The sequence below is a fragment of the Streptomyces sp. NPDC058284 genome, from assembly GCF_042881135.1.
Taxonomy (GTDB): Bacteria; Actinomycetota; Actinomycetes; order Streptomycetales; family Streptomycetaceae; genus Streptomyces.
Genome location: NZ_JBHVYE010000037.1, coordinates 1 through 18,705 on the forward strand (window position 1 = coordinate 1; position 18,705 = coordinate 18,705).

General features: G+C 73.4%; 16 protein-coding genes. 8 read left to right on the top strand and 8 right to left on the bottom strand.

The window, feature by feature from the left end; genetic code table 11:
• Positions 1 to 90: 90 nt before the first annotated feature.
• On the bottom strand, positions 91 to 636 hold the full coding sequence (locus ACFVYR_RS33950) for an RNA-binding S4 domain-containing protein (RefSeq protein ID WP_384258584.1): 546 nt from the start codon (positions 634 to 636) through the stop codon (positions 91 to 93).
• Between the two features lie 179 nt (positions 637 to 815).
• On the opposite strand from ACFVYR_RS33950, the gene ACFVYR_RS33955 reads away from it, so the two are divergent.
• The 5 genes from ACFVYR_RS33955 to ACFVYR_RS33975 all read left to right on the top strand — a co-directional run bounded on the left by ACFVYR_RS33955 (position 816) and on the right by ACFVYR_RS33975 (position 7,226).
• Positions 816 to 2,219, top strand: coding sequence for a M20/M25/M40 family metallo-hydrolase (locus ACFVYR_RS33955; RefSeq protein WP_384258586.1), 1,404 nt, complete (start codon positions 816 to 818; stop codon positions 2,217 to 2,219).
• On the top strand, positions 2,216 to 3,754 hold the full coding sequence (locus tag ACFVYR_RS33960) for a YfcC family protein (protein ID WP_384258589.1): 1,539 nt from the start codon (positions 2,216 to 2,218) through the stop codon (positions 3,752 to 3,754). The genes ACFVYR_RS33955 and ACFVYR_RS33960 overlap by 4 nt, the downstream gene beginning before the upstream one ends.
• A 58-nt stretch (positions 3,755 to 3,812) precedes the next feature.
• Positions 3,813 to 4,535, top strand: a complete 723-nt coding sequence (locus tag ACFVYR_RS33965; protein ID WP_384258592.1) for a uracil-DNA glycosylase — start codon at positions 3,813 to 3,815, stop codon at positions 4,533 to 4,535.
• A 33-nt stretch (positions 4,536 to 4,568) separates the two neighbouring features.
• On the top strand, positions 4,569 to 5,768 hold the full coding sequence (locus tag ACFVYR_RS33970) for a nitrate/nitrite transporter (RefSeq protein WP_384258594.1): 1,200 nt from the start codon (positions 4,569 to 4,571) through the stop codon (positions 5,766 to 5,768).
• A 240-nt stretch (positions 5,769 to 6,008) separates the two neighbouring features.
• Positions 6,009 to 7,226, top strand: coding sequence for a glycoside hydrolase family 6 protein (locus tag ACFVYR_RS33975; RefSeq protein ID WP_384258596.1), 1,218 nt, complete (start codon positions 6,009 to 6,011; stop codon positions 7,224 to 7,226).
• Positions 7,227 to 7,232: 6 nt separating this feature from the next.
• Here ACFVYR_RS33975 and ACFVYR_RS33980 read toward each other — a convergent pair whose 3' ends face one another.
• From ACFVYR_RS33980 to ACFVYR_RS33995, 4 genes are read right to left on the bottom strand one after another with little or no spacing between them, the layout of a single operon-like run.
• On the bottom strand, positions 7,233 to 7,643 hold the full coding sequence (locus ACFVYR_RS33980) for a RidA family protein (RefSeq protein WP_384258598.1): 411 nt from the start codon (positions 7,641 to 7,643) through the stop codon (positions 7,233 to 7,235).
• A 52-nt stretch (positions 7,644 to 7,695) separates the two neighbouring features.
• The gene (locus ACFVYR_RS33985) at positions 7,696 to 8,772 is read right to left on the bottom strand and encodes a hypothetical protein (protein ID WP_384258600.1); all 1,077 of its coding nucleotides are present in this window, start codon (positions 8,770 to 8,772) and stop codon (positions 7,696 to 7,698) included.
• Positions 8,769 to 10,043, bottom strand: a complete 1,275-nt coding sequence (locus ACFVYR_RS33990; RefSeq protein WP_384258602.1) for an MFS transporter — start codon at positions 10,041 to 10,043, stop codon at positions 8,769 to 8,771. The genes ACFVYR_RS33985 and ACFVYR_RS33990 overlap by 4 nt, the downstream gene beginning before the upstream one ends.
• 18 nt (positions 10,044 to 10,061) lie before the next feature.
• Positions 10,062 to 11,036, bottom strand: a complete 975-nt coding sequence (locus ACFVYR_RS33995; protein ID WP_384258604.1) for a metallophosphoesterase family protein — start codon at positions 11,034 to 11,036, stop codon at positions 10,062 to 10,064.
• A 346-nt stretch (positions 11,037 to 11,382) separates the two neighbouring features.
• Between ACFVYR_RS33995 and ACFVYR_RS34000 the strand changes: the two genes are divergently transcribed.
• The 3 genes from ACFVYR_RS34000 to ACFVYR_RS34010 all read left to right on the top strand — a co-directional run bounded on the left by ACFVYR_RS34000 (position 11,383) and on the right by ACFVYR_RS34010 (position 16,514).
• Positions 11,383 to 14,343: a DEAD/DEAH box helicase gene (locus tag ACFVYR_RS34000; RefSeq protein WP_384258607.1), complete on the top strand. Its 2,961-nt coding sequence runs from the start codon at positions 11,383 to 11,385 to the stop codon at positions 14,341 to 14,343.
• The gene (locus tag ACFVYR_RS34005) at positions 14,340 to 15,938 is read left to right on the top strand and encodes an SWIM zinc finger family protein (protein ID WP_384258609.1); all 1,599 of its coding nucleotides are present in this window, start codon (positions 14,340 to 14,342) and stop codon (positions 15,936 to 15,938) included. Before ACFVYR_RS34000 ends, ACFVYR_RS34005 begins: the two co-directional genes overlap by 4 nt.
• Positions 15,939 to 16,079: 141 nt before the next feature.
• Positions 16,080 to 16,514: a hypothetical protein gene (locus ACFVYR_RS34010; protein WP_384258612.1), complete on the top strand. Its 435-nt coding sequence runs from the start codon at positions 16,080 to 16,082 to the stop codon at positions 16,512 to 16,514.
• A gap of 77 nt (positions 16,515 to 16,591) precedes the next feature.
• On the opposite strand, the gene ACFVYR_RS34015 is transcribed toward ACFVYR_RS34010, so the two are convergent.
• The 3 genes from ACFVYR_RS34015 to ACFVYR_RS34025 all read right to left on the bottom strand — a co-directional run bounded on the left by ACFVYR_RS34015 (position 16,592) and on the right by ACFVYR_RS34025 (position 18,380).
• Complete coding sequence (locus tag ACFVYR_RS34015) at positions 16,592 to 17,083, bottom strand: DUF3574 domain-containing protein (protein WP_384258614.1); 492 nt, start codon at positions 17,081 to 17,083, stop codon at positions 16,592 to 16,594.
• A gap of 171 nt (positions 17,084 to 17,254) precedes the next feature.
• Positions 17,255 to 17,809 carry a 2'-5' RNA ligase family protein gene (locus tag ACFVYR_RS34020; protein WP_384258616.1) on the bottom strand — a complete coding sequence of 185 codons (555 nt, stop codon included), beginning with the start codon at positions 17,807 to 17,809 and terminating at the stop codon, positions 17,255 to 17,257.
• 4 nt (positions 17,810 to 17,813) lie between these two features.
• Positions 17,814 to 18,380 (bottom strand): FABP family protein, encoded by a 567-nt coding sequence (locus ACFVYR_RS34025; protein ID WP_384258619.1) that lies wholly within the window; start codon positions 18,378 to 18,380, stop codon positions 17,814 to 17,816.
• Positions 18,381 to 18,705 lie beyond the last annotated feature (325 nt).

An 18,705-nucleotide genomic window follows, 5' to 3' on the forward strand; every position in this document is an offset into this window, starting at 1 on the left:
CCTCCGCCTTGCAGCTGCACGCACCAGACCCCGCTCAAGCCCCACCCAAGGCAAGGCCACCCAAGTCCGGCCTGATCCGAAAGACAGACCCTAGCCCTCCGCTCCTCGCAGGCGTTCCATCTCGCGGCGGTCCCGTTTCGTCGGGCGGCCGGTGCCCCGGTCGCGGATGCCCGCTGGCGCGACGGCCTCGCGGGGCGGCGGAGGCGGCGAGTTGTCGACGTAGCACTCCACCGCGACGGGCGCGCCGACGCGCTTGCGGATGAGGCGCTTTACGACGGCGACCCGCTCCCGGCCGCCCGCCTGCCGCACCCGCACCTCGTCGCCCACCCGCACGCCGTACGCGGGCTTGACGCGCTCGCCGTTGACCCGGACGTGGCCGCCCTTGCACGCCGCGGACCCCGCCGAGCGGGTCTTGACGAGGCGGACCGACCAGATCCAGCTGTCGATCCGCACCGAGCCCTCGCCTGCGGGTCCGGGCCCGGGGCCCGCCGAGCCGCCGCCCGTCGCGCGCTTGTCCGACGCCGAGCCGTCGGACGTACTGCCCGAAGCGCCACCCGGCGTATCGTCCGGCGCGCCGCCCGGCGTACCGTCCGCCACGCGACCCGTTCCGCCGCCCTCCGATGTCTCCGAAGCCATACGTCGACCTTAGTCCCGGCTTCGGCGCGGCATGCCCGTCGCACGGCGAGCCGTCCGGAAACCGCTGACCTTGGGCGTCGATAATTCGGACCGATCACAACAAAACGGTCCGGACATGAGGACATGACACGCGACTCGCGCACCTCACGTGACTCGCGCGACGCCCAGGAGTGCTGCCCATGACGTCTTTCGAAGCCACCGTCGACGCTCTGATGGGCGGGCTCCGCGCCGACCTGGAACGGCTCGCCGCGATCCCCTCGATCTCCTTTCCAGGGTTCCCCGCTGGACCGGTGGAGGAGGCCCACGACCTGGTGGCCGGGCTGTTGCGCGACGCCGGGGTGGAGCGCGTCGAGCGGCTCGACCTGCCGGACACCGCCCCGGTGATCTACGGCGAGATCCCGCCGCCGTCGCCGGACGCGCCGACCGTCCTGCTCTACGGCCACTACGACGTGCAGCCGCCCGGCGACGAGGCCCTCTGGAAGTCCCCGCCCTTCGAGCCGACACCCGTCGAAGAGGCGGGCGGCGGCCTGCGGGCGCGGGGCATCGCCGACGACAAGTCCAACGTCATCGCGCACCTGGGCATGCTGCGGGCGTACGAGGGCAGGCCGCCGGTCGGGGTCAAGATCGTCATCGAGGGGCAGGAGGAGTACGGCAGCGCCTTCGACGGCTATCCGCCCACCGACCCGGAGCGGTTCGCCTGCGACGCCATGGTCATCGCCGACCTCGGCAACATCCGCCCCGGCACCCCCACCCTCACCACCGGTCTGCGCGGCGCCGCCGAGGTGACGGCCGAGGTCCGCACCCTCGACGAGCCGCGCCACAGCGGGGAGTTCGGCGGGGCTGCGCCCGACGCGCTGCTCGTCCTGCTCAAGGCGCTCGGCACCCTGCACGACGTCCACGGGGATGTCGCCGTCGAGGGGCTCAGGCGCGAGGAGTGGGACGGCACCTCGTACACGGAGGAGGAGTTCCGTTCGCTCGCCGGTGTGCGGGACGGGGCGCCGCTGATGGGCAGCGGCAGCCTGGGCGAGCGACTGTGGAGCGGGCCCGCGATCACCGTCATCGGCCTCGACGCGCCGGGCGTGGAGCAGGCCGCGTCCGCCGTGGTGCCGTACGCCAGAGCCAAGCTGAACCTCCGCTTCCACCCGCGGCAGGACCCGCGCGAGGCACAGGGCAGGCTCGTCGAGCACCTGCGTTCGCTCCGGCCCTTCGGGATTGCGCTCACGGTCATGCCCGGTGACACGGGGCCCGGATATGAGGCGGCCACCGGCGGGCCCGCCTACCGCGCCGCGCTCGTCGCGCTGCGGGAGGCATGGGGGAAGGACGCCTCGTACGTAGCGACGGGCGGGTCGATTCCGCTGGTCAACGGTCTTGCGAAGGCGGCGCCCGGCGCCGAGGTGCTGCTCTTCGGGGCGCAGGACAGCATGTGCAATCTGCATGCCCCGAACGAGCGCGTCCTCTTCTCGGAGCTGCGCAACACGGTCGTCGCCCTGTGCGCCTTCGTACGGGAGTACGCCGACGGCTTCGAGCGGCCGGACGCGGGCCGCCCGAACCGCTCGAAGCCCTCGGCGGGCGGTGCCGCGTGAGCTCGACCGAGACGCCCGTGGGCGGCGACCCGTCCGAAGCGCCCCCGCAGAAGCGGAAGTTCACCTTCCCCAGCGCCCTGACCGTCCTCGCCGTCGTCACCGTCGCCGTCTGGCTGCTCGCCTTCCTGATCCCCTCGGGACAGTACGACCGGAGCGGCTCCGGCGCCCCCGTCCAGGGCACCTACCACCGCGTCGACTCCGGGCAGTCCTTCACCGGCCGCCTGAACGACCTCTTCCTGTCGCCCGTCAACGGCCTCTACGGCATCCAGGACGAGAAGACCTCGCTGGTCGCGCCGGACAACGCGGGGTCGCTCTACGGCAGCGCGGGCGTCTTCCTGTTCGTGCTGGCCATCGGCGCGTTCATCACCGTCGTCTTCGCGACGGGCGCGCTCGACCGCGGCATCGAGCGGCTCGCGCACCGGCTGCGGGAGCGCGGCGCGCTGCTCATCGCCGGGATCATGGCCGTCTTCTCCGTGCTCGGCACGGTCGAGGGCTTCGCCGAGGAGACGCTCGGCTTCTACGGCCTGATCGTGCCGCTGATGCTCGCCCTCGGCTACGACCGCATGACCGCCGTCGGCGCCATCATCCTCGGCGCGGGCGTCGGGGTGCTGTGCTCGACGGTGAACCCGTTCGCGACCGGCGTCGCCTCGTCCGCGGCGGACATCTCGCTCGGCGACGGCATCGTGCTCCGCTTCGCCATGTGGGCCGTCCTGACCGGCGTCACGGTCGCCTACGTCATCCGCTACGCGAGGCGCGTACGGAGCGACCCGGAGCGCTCCCTCTCCGGGTTCCTGCCGGGCGACCGGGACCGCGAGCAGGCCGCCGAGGCCGACGAGGCGCCGGAGCTGACCCGGCTGCACAAGGCGGTGCTCGTCACCACGGCGCTGGTCTTCGCCTTCATGATCTTCTCGGTGGTGCCCTGGTCCAGCGCGCTCACCGGCAAGGCGGACGCGCAGCCGTACGGCTTCGAACTCGGCTGGTCCTTCCCGCAGCTGGCCGCCCTCTTCCTCTGCGCGGCCGTGCTCGTCGGTCTGGTCGCGCGGATGGGCGAGCAGCGGCTCAGCTCGACGATCATCCAGGGCGCCGCGGACTTCGTCTCGCCCGCGCTGGTCATCCTGCTCGCCCGCGGCGTCACGACGATCATGAATAACTCGAAGATCACGGACACCGTCCTGCACTCCATCGAGGGGGTGGTGAAAGGGACGTCGTCGGGTGTCTTCGCGGTCATCGTCTTCCTCGTGAACCTGCCGCTCGCCTTCCTCATCCCCTCCACCTCCGGCCACGCCACACTCGCCATGCCGATCCTCGCCCCGCTCGCCGACTTCGCCGGAGTCCCGCGGGCGGTCGTCGTCACGGCCTGGCAGGCGGCGAGCGGCTGGATGAACCTGTGGGTGCCGACCACGGCCGTCACCATCGGCGGCGTGGCGCTCGCGAAGGTCGGCTACGACAAGTACCTGCGGTTCGTGTGGCCGCTCCTCGCCGTCCTGGCGGCGCTCATCTGTGCCTTCGTGGCGCTGGGCGCCGCGCTGACCTGACACGGGCTCTGCGGGGGCCCGGACGCTGCGGGTACGCGGGCGTACGTACGGTGGAGGCATGGACGGCCTGAGCGAACTGGACGAGCGGATCACCGAATGCCGTGCCTGCCCCCGCCTCGTGGAGTGGCGCGAGGAGGTCGCACGCTCCAAACGCGCGGCCTTCGCCGACTGGGAGTACTGGGGGCGGCCCGTGCCCGGCTTCGGGCCGCCCGACGCCGCCCTCCTGATCATCGGCCTCGCGCCCGCCGCGCACGGCGCCAACCGCACGGGGCGGATGTTCACCGGTGACCGCTCCGGCGAATTCCTCTACCCGGCGCTGTACGACGTGGGGCTCGCCTCCCGGCCCACCGCCGAGAGCGCCGACGACGGCCTCACCCTGTACGGCACCCGCATCACCTCGCCCGTGCACTGCGCGCCGCCCGACAACAAGCCCACCACGGGGGAGCGCGACACCTGCCGGTCCTGGCTGGTGAGCGAGTTGAACCTGCTCGCCCCGACGCTCAGGGCGGTCGTGGTGCTCGGCGGTTTCGGTTGGCAGGCCGCGATGCCGGCGTTCGCGGCGGCGGGCTGGCAGCTGCCGAAGCCGCGTCCGGCGTTCGGGCACGGGGCGCGGACGACGCTCGCGGGCGGCGAGGGCCGGGAGCCGCTGGACGTCTTCGGCTGCTTCCACGTCAGCCAGCGCAACACGTTCACCGGGCGGCTGACGCCCGCGATGCTGCGCGAGGTGCTGGGCGCCGCCGCCTTCGAGGCGGGACTGCACCCGAACGGCCCAGCACAGTGAGCCGCGCCGGGCGGTGATTCCTACGTTGAGGACGTGGACGAGACCCGCGCAGCCAAGCCGCCAGAGCCCTCCTCCGCGGCCTACCGCAACCTGGCCGTGGCGACGGTCGGATTCACGCTCACCTTCTGGGCCTGGGACCTGGTGGCGCCGCTCGGCAGCGACTTCAAGGACCGCCTGGGGCTCAGCTCCTTCGAGCAGTCGCTGCTGGTCGCCGTCCCCGTGATCGTGGGCTCGCTGGGCCGCGTCCCGGTCGGCGCGCTCACCGACCGCTACGGCGCGCGGCTGATGTTCCCGCTGGTCTCGGCGCTCACGATCGTCCCGGTGCTGCTGATCATCCCGGCCAGGAACAGCTACTTGGCGATGCTCGGGGTCGGCTTCCTGCTGGGCCTCAGCGGCACCACGTTCGCCATCGGCATCCCACTGGTCAACTCCTGGTTCCCGCCCGCCCGCAGGGGCTTCGCGCTCGGCGTCTTCGGCATGGGCATGGGTGGTGTGGCGCTCTCCGGCTACTTCACACCGCGCATCGCCGAGCACGGCGACAACCTGCCGTTCGTCGTCGTGGCCGTCGCTCTCGCCGCCTTCGCGGTGCTCGCCTTCTTCCTCATCACCGACCGCCCCGACAGGACCGTGCCCACCAGCTCCCTCGGCACCCGGCTCGCCACGGCGGGCCGGCTGCGCGTCACCTGGGAGCTGTCCGCGCTGTACGCGATCGGCTTCGGCGGAATCGTCGCCTTCGGCGTGTACCTGCCGACGTACCTCAAGACCTGGTACGACCTCTCGCCCACCGACGCCGGGACCAAGGCGGCCGGCTTCGCGCTCGTCACCGTCGTCTTCCGGCCCGTCGGCGGCTGGCTCTCCGACCGTATCCACCCGGCTACGGTCACCACGACCGCCCTCGCGGTGGTCGCGCTCTTCGCCGTCGTGCAGGCCTTCGACCCGCGGCTGAACCCGACGGGCACGATCTGCTTCCTCGCCATGGCGGCCGGCCTCGGCACCGCGAGCGGCAGCGTCTTCGCCCTCGTCTCGCAGGTCACCCCGCAGCCGCAGGTCGGCTCCGTCACGGGCATCGTGGGCGCGGTGGGCGGCCTCGGCGGCTTCGTGCCGCCCCTGGTCATGGGCGCGATCCACAGCGCGAAGGGCTCGTACTCGATCGGCTTCATGCTGCTCTCCGACCTGGCGCTCGCGGGCTGCGTCTACGCGTACGGACGGATGCGGAACGCGAGGGCGGACTGACGTGCGTCGGTGGCCCGGGGCGGGCGGTGGGCACCTCCTCGGTGGGGACGCCAACCACCCGCCTCGGGCACCTACTTGACGATCTTGGTACGCGGGGGGCGCCGCCGTCCGGGTGATCTTCGGGGCGAACCGCCGTGCACGCGGCCGGGTACGGGTTTCCGCCGCGGCGCGCCGACCGAACACTCCGGGGAAGCGCCGGACACCACCGGCGCCGTCACGTCGAACGACTGGAGCCGCCCGGTGCCTCCGCAGCCATTCCGCCGCCTCCGACCGCGCCTCTCCGTCCCCTTCCCCCGCCCCGGCCGCTCCCGCTCCCGGACCGTGCTCGCCGCCACGCTCCTGCTGGGCGCGCTGAGTACGGTGGCGACGGGCGGGGCGGCAGCGGACGGCGCGGAGCCGACGGGACCGCCGCCCGCACCGACGGGACCGCCCGCACCGACGGAGACGGCTGCGGCGACGGAGACGGCCACTCCCACCGGGGCAGCCGTCCCCACCGAAACACCAGCCCCCACCGAAGCACCAGCCCCCATGCAGACGGCCCCGCCCACCGCCCCGGCCGCTCCCGCTGCCCCCGCCGTCCCCGCCGTCCCCGACTTCTGGGTCGATCCCGACAGCGCCGCCGTCCGCCAGGTCGCCCAGTGGCAGCGGGAGGGCCGCACCGCCGACGCCCGCCTCGTCGAGCGCATCGCGGCGCGGCCACAGGCCGTCTGGCTGTACGGGAGCGGGCCGGAGGCCACCGTCGGCTCCCACGTCGAGGCGGCGGCGAAGGCGGGCCGCACCGCGGTCTTCGTCGCCTACTTCATCCCGCACCGCGACTGCGGCGCGTACTCCTCGGGCGGTGCCCGCGACGCGGCCGAATACCGGAGGTGGATCGAGGAGTTCGCCTCGGGGCTCGGCACCCGGGGCGCGTACGTGATCGTGGAACCGGACGCCGTCGCCCAGCTGGTGGCGGGCTGCCCGCGCGCGGACGCCGCCGAGCGGTACGCGCTGCTCGCCCACGCGGTCCAGCGCCTCAAGCGCCAGCCGCACACCAAGGTGTACCTCGACGCGGGCAACGCCGGCTGGATCCCCGACGAGCGGCGCCTTCTCGACCCGCTGCGCCGCGCCGGTATCGCCGAGGCCGACGGTTTCGCGCTGAACGTATCCAACCACCATACGGACGAGGTGAGTTCCGCGTACGGGCACCGGCTCGTCAAGGAGCTCGGCGGCGACAAGCACTTCGTCATCGACAGCAGCCGCAACGGCAACGGCCCCTACGCGGGCGACCAGGCCTGGTGCAACCCGCCGGGCCGCGCCCTCGGCAGGCCGCCCACCGCCGAGACCGGCGACCCCGCGCTCGACGCCTACCTGTGGATCAAGCGCCCCGGCGAGTCCGACGGACCGTGCCGGGGCGGCCCGCGGGCCGGCCAGTGGTGGCCGGAATACGCCTTGGGCCTCGCCCGCCGGGCGCGGAGCTAGGAGGGGTCAAGGGCCGGGGACGACCGCGGTGGCGGTGATCTCGACGAGCTGCCCCCGGTAGCCGAGGCAGGGCGTGCCGAGCAGTGTCGAGGTGTGCGGTCCCGTGTGCAGGGCGGATGCCTGGACGACCTGCCACGCGAGGTCGAGGGTGGCGGGGGCGTCGCCGACCACGTACACGGTGCTGGCCACCACCAGGGAAAGATCGCTGCCCACCGCGCGCAGTGCCTCATCGAGGTTGGCGACGACCTGCTCGGTCTGGCGGCCGATGTCCCCCTCGCCGACGAGGTTCCCGGCCGGGTCGAGGGGGACGGAGCCCGCCATGAAGGCGAGCCGGGTGCCGGCTTCGACGACGGCGGCGTGGGCGTAACCGGGAGGTGGGAAGAGGGTGGGCACGACGGTGCGTTCCGGTGTGGTCATGCGGTGATCGTGCGGGGGCAAGGCCGCTCACGCATCCGAATTTCGGGCCGTCTCAGCGCACCGCCGCCGGTGAACTCCCGCCCCGTACCCGCAAAGCGGGCCGCCCCGAGCCGTCGGCGGGCGTCGTCCAGATGTCCTGCTTGCGGCCGTCCTCGCCGGGGAGTGCGTACGCGAGGGTGTCGTCGTCCAGCCAGGCCGCCTGGTCATCGACGCTGCGGCGCTCGGCGAGGGGGCGTTCGCGCATCGTGCGGAGGTCGAGGACGTACAGGCGCCAGGGGTCCCGCGTCCCCTTCCGCACCCGCTTCTTGAAGGCGAGGCGGGTGTTGTCGGGGGAGAGGGAGGGGCATTCGACGTTCCGGCGCAGGGCGGTCGCCGCCCACTTCCTCATGTCGCCGCGTACGAGATACGTGCTGCCCTTGGTCGAGACGGTCGCGTAGAAGCGGTTGTCGTCGTCCGCGAAGGTCACGCCCCAGTAGTTGACGTCGGGGGCGTGGTAGCGGCGGCCGTCGAGGGTGAGAGGGATCTCCTCCATGTTCTTGATCAGGTAGCCGGTGCGGGTGTCCAGGATCGAGGTGCGGGTGGAGAAGGAGGAGCCCGCGTAGGAGTCGCCGGTGGCGAACATCGTCCAGGACAGCATCCGGCCCGACGCCGAGACGCGTGCGCGGTTGGGTATCCCGGTGAGTGCGATACGGCGCTTCTCGCGGAGCCGGTCGTCCAGGACGACGGCGTACGACCTGGGCGGGATTCCGGCACGGCGCTGAAGGCACAGAGCCGTGCCCGCGGCGGCGTAGAAGCGCTCGCAGGAGGGGCCGCCGGTGGTGCGGGCGGTGCCAGTGGTGCGGGTGGCCTTGCCGGGTGCGGCCGTGGTCCTGCCGGATGAGGGAAGGCGGGCGACCCGGCCCGCGCCGGCTTCCGTGCTGCGGAAGTAGAGGTGACCCCGATCGAGGCCGAACTCCGATGTGGCGTCCGCCGACTGGGCGCTCTGCGCCGCGTTCAGGGTGTACGCGACGGCGACGCCCGCGAGGACGGCGGTGGCCGCGGCGACGGCCACGATCCGGGAGCGGAGGGAGCGGAGGGAGCGGAGGGAGCCGGGGGAGCGTTCCGGTCCCGTGTGAGGCGTGGTGGTCATGGGCGCCTTTCGGAGGGCGGAAGCAGGACGGCGGCACCGGCGAGCGCCACGGTCAGTGCGAGTGCCGCGCAGGTCAGCGCCGTGCTGATGCCCCACAGCGTCCAGGCGGCCCCGAACCCCGCGGCGCCGACGAGCCGCGCGAGAGCCTGGCCGGTCTGCAGGACGGCCATGCCGCTCGCCCGCCGTTCCTGGGCGACCACGGGGGCGACGAGAGCCATCAGGACCCCGTCGGTGGCGGCGTAGAAGATGCCGAGCAGGAGCAGGACGCCGATCAGCAGGGGCCGGCCTTCGGTGGGGGAGAGCAGCAGGATGTAGCCGCCGAGCAGGGCCACGTGTCCGGCGAGGAACGGCACGCGTCGTCCCGTGCGGTCGGCGAGCCGCCCGGCAGGCACCGCGAGCAGCAGGTAGACGGCGGCGGAGCCCAGCGGCAGCAGCGGGAACCACGAGATCGCGAAGTCGAGCCGCCGCTGGAGGAGGAGGTAGAGGAAGGAGTCACCGATGGTGGCCGCGCCGAGCAGCGCGGCGGCGCCGAGCACGCGCCGGAAGGCACGGACCCGGAGCAGGTCGAGGGCGCCGGTCCTGGGGTGGGAAGCGCTCTTGGGCGCGGGCACCCCGGCCGGACGCACCGTCTGCCCCGGCACGAACGCGCCCAGCATCACCACCCCGAGCAGCCCGAAGCAGAAGCTGACCACGAACACGGCGTCGTACGCGTCCGCGGTCGCCCACAGCAGCGCGAACGCGGCGAGCGGCCCGAGCAGCGCGCCCGTCGTGTCCATCGCGCGGTGCACGCCGAAGGCGCGGCCCAGTGCGTCGGGCGGGCTGCTCAGCGAGATGAGCGCGTCGCGCGGCGCGGTGCGTACGCCCTTGCCGATGCGGTCGGCGACGAGCGCGGTGCCGATCCCGGCGGTGGCGCCGCCCGCGAGCAGCAGCCCGAGCCGGGACAGCGCGGAGAGGGCGTAGCCGCCACCCGCGACCAGCTTGTGCCGCCCGCCGCGGTCGGCGGCGTACCCGCCGGCCAGCCGCACCAGGGCCGTGACGCCGTTGTAGAGCCCGTCCAGGAAGCCGAACTGGAGCGGAGAGAGGCCTAGTTGGAGGACGAAGTAGAGGGGCAGGACGGCCGTGACCATCTCGGAGGAGATGTCCGTGACGAGACTGACGGCGCCGAGCGCGAGGACGGGGCCCGCGACGCGGCCACGCCGGGCCCCGGACCGCTCCGGGGTCTCGGCGGTCGCGTCGCCTTGAGTGACCGCGCCCGTGGAAGCGAGGTACATCGCGGTGCTCCGGCCGGCTCAGCGGCAGGAGTAGGACGGGCTGGTGTCCTTCGTCGAGCCGTCCGTGGCGACGAGGTTCCAGGAGAATCCGGTGTCGGTGAAGTTCAGCTTGACCACGCCGAAGGTGTCCGTGAGCCGCTTCTGGCTGTTGGGCTGGACCTCCTCGATGTCGTAGGGGTTGGCGCCGCCCATGCCGCCGAGGAGTTCCACGATGCCGTTGGCGTCGGCCTTGCCGTCCGCGTTCTGCGGGGCGAACCGCTCGTAGTGGTGGTCGTGGCCGTTCAGGACCAGCTCGGCCTTGTTGGCCTGGAGCAGCTTCCAGACCGGGCGGCTCACCGGGTCGTTGCCGTGCTCGCCGGAGGAGAAGAGGGGGTGGTGCCAGTACGCGGCCACGCACTTCTTGGAGTTGGCGGCGAGGTCGTCCTTGAGCCAGTCGATCTGCTCGTCGTCGTCGAAGTTGTTGGAGTCGAGCGCGATGAAGTGCCAGTTGCCCTGGTCGAAGCTGTAGTAGCTCTTGCCGTCGGGGTAGGCGACGGACCCGAAGTAGGACTTGTAGCCCTTGAACGCGCCCGCCGGGTCGTAGCTCTCGTGGTTGCCGGGGACGGGCCGCGTCTTGCTCTTGAAGGCGCCCCAGGTCTTGTCGTAGTAGTTCTGGAAGTCCTTCAGGCGCGCGTCGTCGTACTGGTTGTCGCCCATGGTCATCACGAAGGACGGGTTGATCTGCTTGACCAGCGCGGCGGTCTTGACGTGCTTGCAGCTGCTGCTGCTCGCGGTGCACTGCTCGGCGATGTCCCCCGCGGCGACCGCGGTGAAGCCCGCCTGGGCGTGGGCGGCCGGGGAGACGTCGGCCTGCCCGGCGGGGGACCAGAGCAGGGCGCCGCCGACGAGGGCGAGCGAGGCGCTCGCGGCGACGGGAACGCCCCAACGCGCTTTCCTCTTGCGGGAGTTCTCGGGACTTCCAGGGCTTGCCATGGCGCGGGGGGTGGGCGACATGTCCGTCTCCTCGGTTTGGCGTGGGGGTGCCGGTCCGTCTCGAGGGGAATCCTGGCGATGCGACATGTGCGCGTCAATAAGTTCGGATGAATTATTGTTAGGAAACTTTCCTGCCAGTGTTCATGTGGGTGTTTGGCGACGCCTGTCGGTGCCTGTCGTCGCTCGCCGGGAGCGGGAGCGGGAGCGGGAGCGGGAGCGGGAGGGGGAGGGGCGGCCGCGGGCCCGTCGCCGGGGGCTTCGTCGGGGGGCTCGATGTGGTCGCCCCGGCGTTGTCAGTGGTCTCGCCTAGGGTGGCGAGCGTGGGGACAGGTGGCGTGAGCTGGGGCTCGGTGAGGCGGCGGTGGTGATGACGGCGGAGACGGCGACGGGCGCGCGAGCGGCGGACGGGACGGGCACCGACGACGCCTTCCTCGTACGCTCCTGCGCCGCCGTCTTCCTCCCGGCGGAGGCGCCCCAGGAGGGCCGGATGGCCTTCTGGCGCCCGGGTCCGGACAGTGGTGACCTTCCGGAGCGGGCGGGCCCTGCCGGTGTACGCGGTGACCTCGTCGTCGCCCGAAAGCACGGCAAGGGCGCCCGTAGGCGGACGGTTCCCGCGCTGTTCCTGCCGGTCGCCGAGGCCGTGCCGCTGCTGCTGCGCGCCGAGCGTCCGCAACCGGCCGCGGCCTGCTGGGGTGCGGCTGCCCGCCATGCGCTGCACCTGGCGGCGCGGGGCAGACTGCTGCCCGGCCTGACCGCGGGCGACCTGGACGCGTGGCGGGCGGGACCGCTGGACGAGGCCGATGTGGCGCACCTGCGGGCCATCGCCGCGGCGCTGCCCGCCGAGGCCCACGCGACACCCTTGCCCGGCCCCGGACCGCTGCGGCTGCCGCAGCCGTTCGCCCTGGTCAGAGCCTTCGTCGACGCGGTGGTCGACGCGCTGCCGCGCACCCCGGCCGCGGCGTACGCGGTGGGCGCGCCCTTCGCCGCACGCGAGCCGCGGCGGCTGCCGGGAGCGCGGGAGTGGGCGGCCGAGGTCGCGGCCGGAATGGACGCCGGGGTACGGGTGTCGCTGCGGCTCGACCTGCGGGCGCACGAGGTGTTCGACGGGGGAGAGGGCTTCGCAGGCTCCGCGGGGGAATCGGCGGACAGCGAGGACGAAGGCCCCGCCGAGGCCGTCCCCCGTACCGCCGTCGCCAGCCCGGCCGCCGCCGTCGTCCAGGTGCACAGCCTCGCCGATCCGGCGCTCGTCACGGACGTGCCGGGCCTCTGGGCGGGCGCCGACCACTTCGGCCCGCGCGCCCGCGTCGACACCCTGCTCGCGCTGCGCCGCGCCGCCCGCGTATGGCCGCCGCTCGGCAGGCTCCTTGAGCGGCCGCGGCCCGACGTGCTGCCGCTGAGCGAGGAGGAGTTGTACGACCTGCTCGGCGCGGCGGCAGGCCGGCTCGCCGCGGCCGGGGTGGCCGTCCACTGGCCGAGGGAGCTCACCCGCGGCCTCACCGCGACCGCCGTGGTCCGCCCGGCCCCCGGCACCGCCGCCGACAACTTCGACTTCTTCAAGACCGAACAGCTCCTGGAGTTCCGCTGGCAGGTGGCGTTCGGCGACCAGGACGCGCCGCTGACCGACGCGGAACTCGACGTGCTCGCGGAGGCGCACCGCCCCGTCGTCCGCCTCCGGGACCAATGGGTCCTGGTCGACCCCGAGCTCGTCCGCAAGGCACGCAAGCGCGACCTCGGCCTACTCGATCCCGTGGACGCCCTGTCGGTCGCGCTCACCGGTGCGGCCGAGGTGGACGGCGAGCAGGTGCCCGCCGTCCCCGTCGGCGCCCTGGCCCGACTGCGCGAGCGCGTGACGGGCGACCTCGACACGGTCGCCCAGCCGCCCGGCCTGCACGCCACCCTGCGCGACTACCAGCTCAGGGGCCTGGCCTGGCTGGACCGCATGACGTCGCTGGGCCTCGGCGGCTGCCTCGCCGACGACATGGGCCTCGGCAAGACGATCACGCTGATCGCCCTGCACCTCCACCGGGCACACCCCGCGCCGACGCTCGTGGTCTGCCCCGCCTCGCTCCTCGGCAACTGGCAGCGGGAGGTCGAGCGCTTCGCGCCCGGCGTGCCGGTACGCCGCTTCCACGGCCCGGGCCGCACCCTCGCGGGCCTGGACGCCGACGGCGGCTTCGTCCTCACCACGTACGCGACGATGCGCGCGAGCGCCACCGAACTGGCCGGTCAGCGCTGGGGCCTTGTCGTCGCGGACGAGGCGCAGCACGTCAAGAACCCGCACGCGGCGACGGCGAAGGCCCTGCGCACGATCCCGTCCCCGGCGCGGGTCGCGCTCACCGGCACCCCCGTGGAGAACAACCTCTCCGAGCTGTGGGCCCTGCTCGACTGGACGACCCCGGGCCTGCTCGGCCCCCTGAAGGCGTTCCGCGCCCGGCACGCGCGGCTGGTCGAGGGCGGCGACCCCGCGGGGGACGGTGCGAACGACGAGGCGCTGGACCGCCTCGCCCGGCTGGTGCGCCCCTTCCTCCTGCGCCGCAAGAAGTCCGACCCGGGGATCGCCCCGGAGCTCCCGCCGAAGACGGAGACGGACCATCCCGTCACCCTCACCCGCGAACAGACCTCCCTCTACGAGGCGGTGGTGCGCGAGACGCTGGCCCGCATCGAGGCGTCGGACGGCATGGCGCGCCGGGGCCTGGTCATGAAGCTCCTGATGGCGCTGAAGCAGATCTGCAACCACCCGGCGCAGTACCTGAAGGACGGCGCGCTGACGACGCGGACGGGCCGCCCCCGCTCGGGAAAGCTGGAGCTCCTCGACGAGCTCCTCGACACGATCCTCGCGGAGTCGGAGAGCGCGGGCGCGGTCCTGGTCTTCACGCAGTACGTGGAGATGGCGCGCCTCCTCGAGGCGCACCTGTCGTCCCGCGGCATCGGGTCCCAGCTCCTGCACGGCGGCACGCCCGTCGCACGGCGCGAGGAGATGGTGGACCGCTTCCAGTCGGGCGAGGTCCCGGTCTTCCTCCTCTCCCTGAAGGCGGCGGGCACGGGCCTGAACCTGACCCGGGCGGGTCACGTGATCCACTACGACCGCTGGTGGAACCCGGCGGTCGAGGAGCAGGCCACCGACCGCGCGTACCGGATCGGCCAGACGCAGCCGGTCCAGGTCCACCGCCTGGTCACCGAGGGCACGGTCGAGGACCGCATCGCCGAACTCCTCGCCGCGAAGCAGGCGCTGGCCGACGCGGTGCTCGGCGAGGGCGGCGAGTCGGCGTTCACGGAACTGTCGGACGCGCAGCTGGCGGACCTGGTGGCGCTGAGGAGGACGGCGTGAAGGGGAGCAGCGGTGGGCCGGGCGGCGGGGCCCGTGCGGGCGGTGGCCCCGGTCCCGGCGCCGGTTCCGGGGTGCGGCGGGGCGGTGGTCTCGGCTGGGCCAGTGGGATGAGTGAGACGAGCCGCATGGGCAGCGGCCGCGTCTTCCCCGCCCTGCCGGCGTACCCCGATCCGGCCACCCCCTTCGCCACCTCCTGGTGGGGCAACGCGTGGATCGACGCGCTGGAGGAGAGCGCCCTGGACCCGGCCCGCCTGGCCCGCGGCCGTACGTACGCGCGCGAGGGCGCGGTCGACACGATCACCGTGGCGCCGGGGCGCATCGTCGCGTACGTCCACGGCAGCCGCCCCCGCCCCTACCGCGCGGAGATCCGCCTGCGGACGATGCTGCCCGAGCACTGGGACCGCTTCCTCGACGCGGTCGCCACCGACCCCGCGCGCATCGCGGCCCTGCTCGACAAGGAGATGCCGCACGCCCTGGCCGACGCGGCGACCCGGGCGGACGTCCCGCTCCTGCCCGGCGCCCGCGAACTGGCCCCCTCCTGCACCTGCCCGGACCGCGGGCACCCCTGCAAGCACGCGGCAGCCCTGGCCTACCAGACGGCACGCCTCCTGGACGCCGACCCGTTCGTACTCCTGCTGCTGCGGGGCGGCGAGGAACAGGACCTGCTGGACGAGCTGGCGCACAGGAACGCGCGCATGTCGGCGGCGGAGGAGCACCAGGCGGTCCGGCGACTGACATCACCCGGCGACACACCCTCACCCGGCGACACACCCTCACCCGGCGACACACGCTCACCCGGTGACGCCCCGCCCCGCGGTGACGCCTCATCACCCCGCGACACACCGTCGCCGCCGCCGGAGGGCCTGGCCTCGAAGGGCGCCCCCGTGTCGTCAGCCATTCCCGCCGCACAACCCGCCCAGCCTCCCCACGACGGCCCCGCCCAGGACGGTGGCCCCGCCCTCCCCGGCGTCCCGGCCGGCGAGGCCCTGGCCACGGAGTACCGCTCACCGCTTCCGGCTCCGCTCCCCGCGCCGCCCCGGCCCGGCGACCCCCCGGTCCTGCCGTCCCTCCCCGGCGCCCCGGACCCGACGGCCCTGGAATTCCTGGTCACGGACGCGGCGGCCCGCGCCCACGCCTTCCTCACCACCGGCACCGACCCGTTCACGGCCACGTCCCCCTGGCACGACGCGGTCCGCCTCGCGGCCTCGCACCCCGGCCTCACGGGCCGCCGCACGTTCAGCCGCCAATTCACCGGGCTGGCCAGGTCGGTGGGGAGCAACCCCGCCGACCTCTCCAGGGCGGCGGCGGCCTGGCGCCAGGGCGGCGAGGAGGGCCTTGCGGTCCTGGAGGCCCCCTGGGACCCACCGGCAGGACCCTTCGACCGGGCCCGGGGAGCCCTGGTCGCGGCGGACCTCCCCCGCATGACGATCCACCGCAACCACCTCACGAACGCGGAGGGCACGCTCCAGCTCCGCTACGGCAGAGACGGCCGCTGGTACCCGTACGAGAGCGAGCCGGGCGCGGACGACTGGTGGCCCGAGGGCGAAGCGGACGCGGACCCGGTGGGGGCGTTGACGGGCATGGCGGAGACGTAGCGAGCGAAGGCGCGGCGAGGGAGGCGGCCGACCGCCGGTGAACCGTCGGTGGCCCGCGCTACGGTGAAGGCCCCCGGACGCGTGGCGGACGCGGGGACGAAGCAGGGAAGAAGCGGGGACGCGAGGAAGGGGAGGCGGTCTGTGGACGCTGAGTTGGCGGCGCTCGCGGCGACCGGTGCGACGGCGCTCGTGCAGCAGATGGTGACCGACGGATGGACGCAGGCGCGGGACCGGATCGCCGGGTTCTTCTCGCGCGGCAGGGGCGGCGAGGAGGACGTCCTCGTCGGAGAGCTGGAGGAGGCGCGTGCCGAGCTCGTCGCCGCGTGCGACGCCGGGGACGAGGAGACCGCGGACGATGTGCGGACGGAGTGGCGTTCACGGCTCCGCCGCAGGCTCGCGGCGGAGCCGGCGGCGGCTGCCGAACTGCGCGCGCTGCTTGACGAGTTGGCACCCTCGCCCGCTCCAGACGCGCAGCCGGGCAGCGTCACGTACAACAACACCATCAGCGGCGGCACGTATCACGCCACGGTGATCCAGGCCGGGACCGTGCACCACGGCGACAGCCGGAGTCGGTGACACGGCGGCAGGAACACCCGCTCGCCGCCCCCCACGGCCGATGCGCGCCCGTATCCCCGCTCCGTATCCCCGCGCGATCAGAAGTCGACGCGCGTCCGGTCCTCGACCCGTGCGACCGAGTCCTGCGCGAACGCCTTCTCGTAGTCGCTGCGGATCTCCTCGATCTGGACGTCCCGCCTGTGGGCCTCGGCCGTCGGATACAGCAGGATCAGCTCGTACGAACGCTCGCGCTCGATCGTGCCGTTGGAGTCACGCCACTGCCCGCGGCCGTTCTGGATCGTCAGCCCGTCGGGGAAGCCCGGCGTGACCTCCTTGTCGACGAAGGCCATGAACTGCTTGTCGGTCACCGCGGGACCGCCGTCGGGCCGCTCCGTCCCGAAGAGCAGCCGGGTCTCGATGTAGGGCTTGCCGCGGGGGACGGTCGAGGTGGCGGCCGAGGGCGACGGCCGGGACTCGTCGTCCAGCGAGGCGTACGCGGCCGGGGCGCTCGCCGCGAGGACCGCGGTGACGGCACCGGCCACGGCGAGCCGGGTCCTGGAGATGCGGCTGAGGGTACGGGTGCGGGGCATGGAAACCCTTTCTGCGGGGGGTTCGTGAGCTCTACGGGGCCGCTGGTCGCGAGCGCCCGCCACTCCCTAACGGCCTCGCAACGTAGCCGACACGCACGTCCCCCGTACGGACGTCGTCGTTCCAACGACCGGATGTCGTCCTCGCCGTGACCAACTGGGCCGTTGCCCGCATCAGCCCAACTCGTACGCCGCAAGGTCCCGCCAGGCACCACCCGCACCATCCGTCACGATCAGATGGACCGTGCCCACGTGGCTGGTGAGGGGGAGGTGCGGGGCGAGCTCCGACTCCAGCGCGTCGTACTCGCGTTGCCAGGTGTCCGGGCCCGCGTGGTTCGCGACGGTGAGGTGGGGTGCCAGGGGCGGGTCGAAGATGCCTCGGTAGGGGATGGCTTCCGGCCAGCGGGCCGTGACGGAGTCGGTGAGGGCGCGCAGGGGGGTGTCCGGGGTCGGGGGGAGGTAGAGGAGACCGGGGTAGCGGCGGAATTCCGTGAACCTGAGCGTGAAGGGGGCCTGGGCGGCGAACAGGGTCGTCAGTTCGGCGTGGGTGGACGAGGTGAAGCCGGACGTGTTGAGGAACGGGTAGAGCACCGTCACATGAGCCGGGAAACCCGCCTTCACCAGGGGGTTCGCCTCGGGGATGCGGATGGTCAGGGCCGTGTCGCCCGGGAGGTCGGGCCAGCCGTCGGCGGCCGTGGCGGCCGTGGCGGCTGTGGTCTGGGTGCTCATGGCGTCACGCGTCCGGCGTGCTCACGCCCTCGCGGCGCAGACGGGCCGAGAGGTGGTGCTGCAAGGGCCGGCCCACCGCGGCCATGTCGTGCGTGAACGTGAGCGTGTCATCGTCGGTCAGCGTGTAGCGGCGGCGGGTGGCCGTGACGTCCTTCGCGGTGGGGGTGAGGGCCACCTCGTGGGTGGCGAGGTCGACCGTGCCGTCGGCCGCGGCACCGACCACGATCTCCGCGATGCCGGTGGGCTGGGTGACCAGTGCTTCCACCCGGCCGTCCGGCTGCAGCCGCCACCAGCCGCTCTCCCGGGCCGCGGGACGAAGGGGCGCGTCGTCGGCGTCGAGCAGCCAGGCCCGGGCCTCGTACCGGAGGAAGGGGCGGCCGTCGTGGCTGAACGTGACTTCCTGCGCGTACGCGAAGTCGGCAGCGAGCGTCGGGTACGTGCCCCGGCCCCGGCCGCGCCATGTGCCGAGCAGACCGAGCACCGGCGTGAGCAGCGCGTGCGGTGCGGGGGTCCCGTCCGGGCGGAGGCTGTCCGGGTACGGGTACGGGTGCTCCGGTGCGAGGTCGAACACGGTGAGGGCTCCTGGGGTCGGGGGCGGCGATGGAGCTGTGCGGTGCGAGGGGGCGTGGTGTGGCGTGGTGCCTGAGGCAGCTTAGGGGGCGTGCCCCGCAGGCCGGTGTTCCTGCCCGGAGGGGGCACTAGTGGCCCGCACGGACGAAAGTGGCCCGCACGGACGAAAGTGGCCCGCACGGACGAAAGTGGCCCGCACGACGAAAGTACGTGCCTTCCGCCTCCTCCGTCGCTCCCGCGCCCCCTGACGTAAGACGCCGTCTTCCCCCGCGTCACCCGATTCCCTTAGGTTTCCCGGGACTTGGGCGGTGCGCGATGGCGTGAGA

Excerpts from the sequence above, each read along its gene's own strand:
- ACFVYR_RS33950 (WP_384258584.1), bottom strand. The coding sequence starts at position 636 with ATGGCTTCGGAGACATCGGAGGGCGGCGGAACGGGTCGCGTGGCGGAC.
- ACFVYR_RS33955 (WP_384258586.1), top strand. The coding sequence starts at position 816 with ATGACGTCTTTCGAAGCCACCGTCGACGCTCTGATGGGCGGGCTCCGC.
- ACFVYR_RS33965 (WP_384258592.1), top strand. The coding sequence starts at position 3,813 with ATGGACGGCCTGAGCGAACTGGACGAGCGGATCACCGAATGCCGTGCC.
- ACFVYR_RS33980 (WP_384258598.1), bottom strand. The coding sequence starts at position 7,643 with ATGACCACACCGGAACGCACCGTCGTGCCCACCCTCTTCCCACCTCCC.
- ACFVYR_RS33985 (WP_384258600.1), bottom strand. The coding sequence starts at position 8,772 with ATGACCACCACGCCTCACACGGGACCGGAACGCTCCCCCGGCTCCCTC.
- ACFVYR_RS33990 (WP_384258602.1), bottom strand. The coding sequence starts at position 10,043 with ATGTACCTCGCTTCCACGGGCGCGGTCACTCAAGGCGACGCGACCGCC.
- ACFVYR_RS33995 (WP_384258604.1), bottom strand. The coding sequence starts at position 11,036 with ATGTCGCCCACCCCCCGCGCCATGGCAAGCCCTGGAAGTCCCGAGAAC.
- ACFVYR_RS34000 (WP_384258607.1), top strand. The coding sequence starts at position 11,383 with ATGACGGCGGAGACGGCGACGGGCGCGCGAGCGGCGGACGGGACGGGC.
- ACFVYR_RS34015 (WP_384258614.1), bottom strand. The coding sequence starts at position 17,083 with ATGCCCCGCACCCGTACCCTCAGCCGCATCTCCAGGACCCGGCTCGCC.
- ACFVYR_RS34020 (WP_384258616.1), bottom strand. The coding sequence starts at position 17,809 with ATGAGCACCCAGACCACAGCCGCCACGGCCGCCACGGCCGCCGACGGC.